The organism is Armatimonas sp., assembly GCF_031410135.1.
GTDB lineage: Bacteria > Armatimonadota > Armatimonadia > Armatimonadales > Armatimonadaceae > Armatimonas.
This window is the reverse complement of record NZ_JANNYP010000922.1, coordinates 1-3,583: the sequence shown is the minus strand read 5'-3', so window position 1 is coordinate 3,583 and position 3,583 is coordinate 1. Positions and strand designations below refer to the sequence as shown.

Annotated in this window: 2 protein-coding genes and 1 pseudogene; 1 reads left to right on the top strand and 2 read right to left on the bottom strand. The window is 53.9% G+C overall.

Features of this window, described 5'->3' with window-relative positions:
* Positions 1–721, bottom strand: a 721-nt coding sequence (locus tag RMO15_RS32940) for a hypothetical protein (protein ID WP_309723529.1), incomplete at its 3' end; no start/stop codon positions are given.
* 85 nt (positions 722–806) lie between these two features.
* Here RMO15_RS32940 and RMO15_RS32935 point away from each other — a divergent pair.
* Entirely contained in the window at positions 807–2,966 is a 2,160-nt protein-coding gene (locus tag RMO15_RS32935) for a hypothetical protein (protein ID WP_309723526.1), read from the top strand.
* 205 nt (positions 2,967–3,171) lie between these two features.
* Here the strand turns inward: RMO15_RS32935 and RMO15_RS32930 are convergent.
* A pseudogene (locus RMO15_RS32930) lies at positions 3,172–3,318 on the bottom strand (transposase); the annotation flags it as partial.
* Positions 3,319–3,583: the final 265 nt, after the last annotated feature.

The following is a 3,583-nucleotide window of genomic DNA, read 5'->3' as shown; positions in this document are numbered from 1 at the left end:
GCCACTCTGGGCCGATCCAGGTGGTGGTCTCTAGGAGCCAGAGGTGAGGGGCAAGCTGCTCGGGCACGGCGATAACTTGTGAGACACCTGCCGCAAACACAGCTGGGGACTCGCCAAAAACAACCTCGACGACCTCTCCTGGCCCGGCATTGAACACCGCCACCTCGACCCGCTCACCAGGAATGCCTGTGACAAAGATCCGCGCTCCTGGGAAAGGATCGGGGCGGATGTGTGCTGTGAGCAAGGTCGCCTCGGACTTCACCAAGCCCGCATAGGCCGCTAGATAGTTCTCTGAACGGCCAAGAGGGAAGTCGTGGGGCCAGATCACGGTCTCCCCAGCAGCCAGTGTCTTGTCCGCAAACGCAGGAAACACACTGCCAGTGACGGGCGCATCTGTCGTATTGGTGACAAAAAAGAGGCTTCCCTGCTGCCCCGTGCGCCACTCCGAGGCAGAAAAGCCCTCCGGTGCCCGCAGATTAGCGTTGTAGGCTCCTGAGCGAAGAGGCTCACCAAACGCGGCAGCAAAGAGCGCCAGAGGACGAAGTTCCCAGAGCTCCTCCGCCGTCGTCACAGCGCAGACTACCTCTCGCGCTCCTTGGGCCCACGCCCGTTTCACCGCAGCTGGATGCGCGGCAACCGTCTCATCTGCGGAACCAAGAGCGAACCCTAGAGCCTGCGCATGAGCGGCATGAGACGAGGGAATAGAGACAAGTAAAGACATCGCGACAAGTATACCCTTGTGTTTTTCTATAGAGAAAATCTATGGATTTTTGAGGAGGACTTACCGATACTTCATAAGAGAAACTATGGCAAAGAACGTCCTGAAAGATATCAAGCAAGCCCCCACAATCAAGCAGCGCCTGACGGGTGGCATTGTGTCAGCACGTCTGCTGAAGTCTGAGGGTACTCCTCTGAATCCCGATGCGGTTGGAAGCTACTACGGAGCACTGGCGGGAAAGAAGCCGGATACGTCACACCACTCGCCAGAGAATATGCAGGCCCGAATCGCACAGGCACTTCTCTGGGCGGACATCAAAACCCGGCAGTTTCACTCGCTCTGTGCCGACTGGTACCTACTTGCTGCGGATGTCTTCGCCGACGATGAGCGGTGTGTCTTTTATGTTGCTGCTCTCTACCACCATGGGCTGATTCAGGCGAGCGCGTCGGTGCAAGAAAAGATGCTTGGGGTACTGATGAAGCCCATCTGGCGTGAGTCTGCATACTGGACACGTCTCGATCTCCCCCGAAATGACCTGCTTAAGACGCTGGCAGATAGCCTAAACGACGAAGATATTCGGATCACCCCGGAGCGTCTGCCGATTCTGGAGGCCGCTTTTGATTCCTCCACACTGACCGAGGCGCAGCGCATCACCACCGCACGCTGGCTGGGGGTTGCCTACCGAGCAAGTGGCCGTAGTGATGACCGTGCAGAGATTATCTACCGCTATCTATTTGTGCATGTGTCTGGTGACAAAGAGAACAATAAGTACTTGGCGAGCCTCTTTGCCGGGCGCGAGCTTGACGATGCCAATGCCTGCGCTGTCTATGCCCGTATGGTTCAAGAAGCCGATAAAGTAAATGACCAAAAAGCCAAGGCACGCTGGAGTGTTCGCCTCTCTCTCGCCTTTATCGCACAGAACCGCTTGGGTGCTGAGGCAATCGAGCCTCTCCAAGCTGCTCTCACGGTTACCCCCCATGACCGACTTTTGGAAGCAGCACTAGCGTATTCTGTAGGACGAAGTGAGCTCGTGATGCTGGAGCCATCGCTTTTAAAGCATCTGGAAGCGGCTATCGCTTTTGAGTCGGAGTTTGTGCCTCACTTTGCCGAGCGCCAGTGGCAGTGGTCCGTTGTCCCGCGAGCCTTGGCTCTTGCTTGGGGAAAGCTAGGGCGGAAAGACTCCCTCGCCTCATTTATCTATGCTAGGGCCACGGAGCTTTGTCCTGAAGAAAAAGTTCTCTGGAACTACCATGCTGTCGCACTCAGCGATTCCAAAGACTACTCCCGCAAAGCGCTCACGGTTTATGAGCGGGCACAGCAGTTTAAACAAGCTGACGAAAATATTCTCTTGGCTTTAGCCACAGCCTATCATGAGAATCGGACACAAGATGGTAACGAGCGTCGCAAATCACTAATTCTCTGGGAAGATCTCTACCGAAAAGGGAAGGCTACTTTTGAGATCACCAACGCTCTGACCGAGGCGTATTTACATGAAGAGCAGCTAAGTGATACAGCTTTAGAGCTTCTCCAGGAAATGACCCGCACCGTCGGGAAACTGCCTGGCCCTCTTGTTTTGCGTGTTGCACAAGAGTGGGTAAGGCGAGGGGACTATCCGGCAGCTCTTCGTTGGTACCAGGAAGCCGAACGTGCGATGCCAGATCATTTCCTGACAATTTTTGAGTATGGAATATTACTTAAGGAGAAATTTAGTGATTTTGCAGGTGCCGTCAATGTTTTAGCGCGTGCGGTGGTTCTCCCCGCAGGCACACGGCACCTCGAAGCGCACGCTGCTCTCGCCGAGGGGCTAATTGCTTTAGAGAAGCGTGACGATGCCCGGCGCATCCTCCAGATTATTGTGGAGCGAATTGATTCTAACCATACTCCGACTCTCCTCCGTCTGGGTCGGCTGAACCTGAAGTATGAGGAGCAGGGCATGTTGCGCGCCGAAACCCTCTTTGAACGTGCGGTCAATGTCGCTCCAGAGAGTCCTGAGGCATACGAGCAGATGGTAGAACTCTATCGTGCTCAGGGTAATACCAAGATGGAGCAATGGGCTCTGGAACAATCACTCAAGCTCGGCTCTCCCAATGCCATCCGCTATCGTGAGCTCGCCGATCTCTACATACGGCGCGGAGAGTTTACTAAGGCGGAGAGTGCCCTCCGACAGATAGTCGCCCTTGGAAAAGCAGAACGCGACGTCTACACTCTTCTAGGGGATGTGATCCAGCAAGCACGCCGAGCCAGCTAAAAACGTAACAGGTTAGGCAGTCTTGAATGACGGCATGACAGGCTCGCCCGCGAAGATCGAGCGCAGACAGTCAAGACGATCCAAACCCTGCTTGCCGCACGTCTGCAAGTAAGGGCTTTTCAGAAAATAACTTGTCTGTTCACAGTGCCTGCCATCATCTAAAATGGCTGGCAAAAATGGATAATTTAATCTTTGGCGACCTCTAACTACGAACACGGCAGAAGCGAACTGCCCCTTCCAAACGACGGAAGCAACCAGAAACCTTACCCTTGACTTTCAACATCCGAACATCGCGCTCGGCTTGGTTGTTGGTAAAGCGAACCGACAAGTCAAACAAGAAGGCAAGGCATTCGTCACGATCTCAGTACAGGACAAAAAATACTGGTAATTTCTACAGGATGAAAGGCACCGCCTTGGTATGATACGACAAGGTCGCTTAAACACAGATCGCGACCAAAACGATGCCCAAAAAAAACTGTATCTCACAGAGCCAAAATGCTCAACCACATAGGAATCAAGCTCAGGCTGACATTCAAACACTTCAGGCCGCTCTCCAGCCGCTCGGTTGGAATCAAGCAAGGATCAAATGTCTAGCAGCCTTTCTGGTAGCGATCCTT